The 1,100-nt window shown below is 69.8% G+C and carries 1 protein-coding gene; it reads right to left on the bottom strand.

Going from position 1 to position 1,100, the window contains the following annotated elements:
- On the bottom strand, nt 1-1,100 hold a 1,100-nt coding region (locus DQ392_RS00065), incomplete at both ends, for an acyltransferase domain-containing protein (protein WP_114013356.1).

Genomic DNA, 1,100 nt, shown 5'->3' on the forward strand with positions numbered 1-1,100 from the left:
GGGTGGGTGGTGGTGTGGGCGTGGGCGAGGGTGGTGGTGAGGGCGTGGGTGTCGTGGTGGTCGGGGTGGAGGGTGGTGAGGACGGTGGGGGTATCTGTTTCAGCGTCGCTGTTGTTGTCGGCGCCGTCGCTGAGGGTGTGGTGGACCAGTGGGGCGAGGGTGGGGGTGGGCCCGATGTCGAGGTAGGTGTTTGTGCCGGCCCCCGCGAGGGTGGTGAGCATGTCCGCGAACCGCACAGGCTGGCGGATGTGTGCGCTCCAGTAGGCGGGGGTCGTGACCTGATCAGTCTCGGCAGGCTGGCCGGTGAGGTTGGAAATGAGCGGGGTGTGTGGCGGGTGGTAGGTGACTTGCTCGGCCGCCTCCCGGAACGCGTCCAGGACCGACTCGGTGTGAGGGGAGTGGAAAGCATGCTCGGTCGCGAGCCTCTTCACCCTCCGCCCCTGAGCCGTGAACGCCTCCACGATGTCCGCGACAGCGTCCGGATCGCCGGAGATGACGGTGTGGCGGGGGGTGTTGTACGCCGCGACACACACTTGGTCCGTCAGGTGGGGGGTGAGTTCGTCTGCGGTGGCTTGGATGCTGGCCATCGCGCCGGGAGGCAGCTGCCCCATCAGCTCTGCCCGCTTGACGATCAGGCGTGCGGCATCCGCGAGGGAGAAGACCCCCGCGCAGTGGGCAGCGCTGATCTCCCCCACCGAGTGCCCCGCCAGAAAGTCGGGCTTGAGGCCGTGATGCTCCAGGAGGCGGTACAGACCCAGGTGGAGGGCGAACAGTGCGGGCTGGGTGTAGTAGGTGTGGTCCAGCAGCCTGGCCGCCTCAGTGCCCGGCTCGGCGCACATGAGCTCCACCAGCGACCGGCCCAGCAGGGGGTCGAGGTGTTGGCAGGCTTCATCGACCGCCGCCTTGAACACCGGCTCAGCGGCGTACAGCCCGGCGCCGGCCCCGGCGCGCTGCGAACCCTGGCCGGAGAAGAGGAACGCCGTCCGCCCGGAGGCGTCGGCAGCCATCCCCGGACACACCACACCCGGGCGCGTCTCGTCCTGGGCCAGGGCGCGTAGGCCCTCGATCAGCTCGTCACGGCCCGTCCCGGTGACGACCGC

This window comes from Streptomyces reniochalinae, from assembly GCF_003323735.1.
In the GTDB taxonomy this organism is placed as follows: Bacteria; Actinomycetota; Actinomycetes; order Streptomycetales; family Streptomycetaceae; genus Streptomyces; species Streptomyces reniochalinae.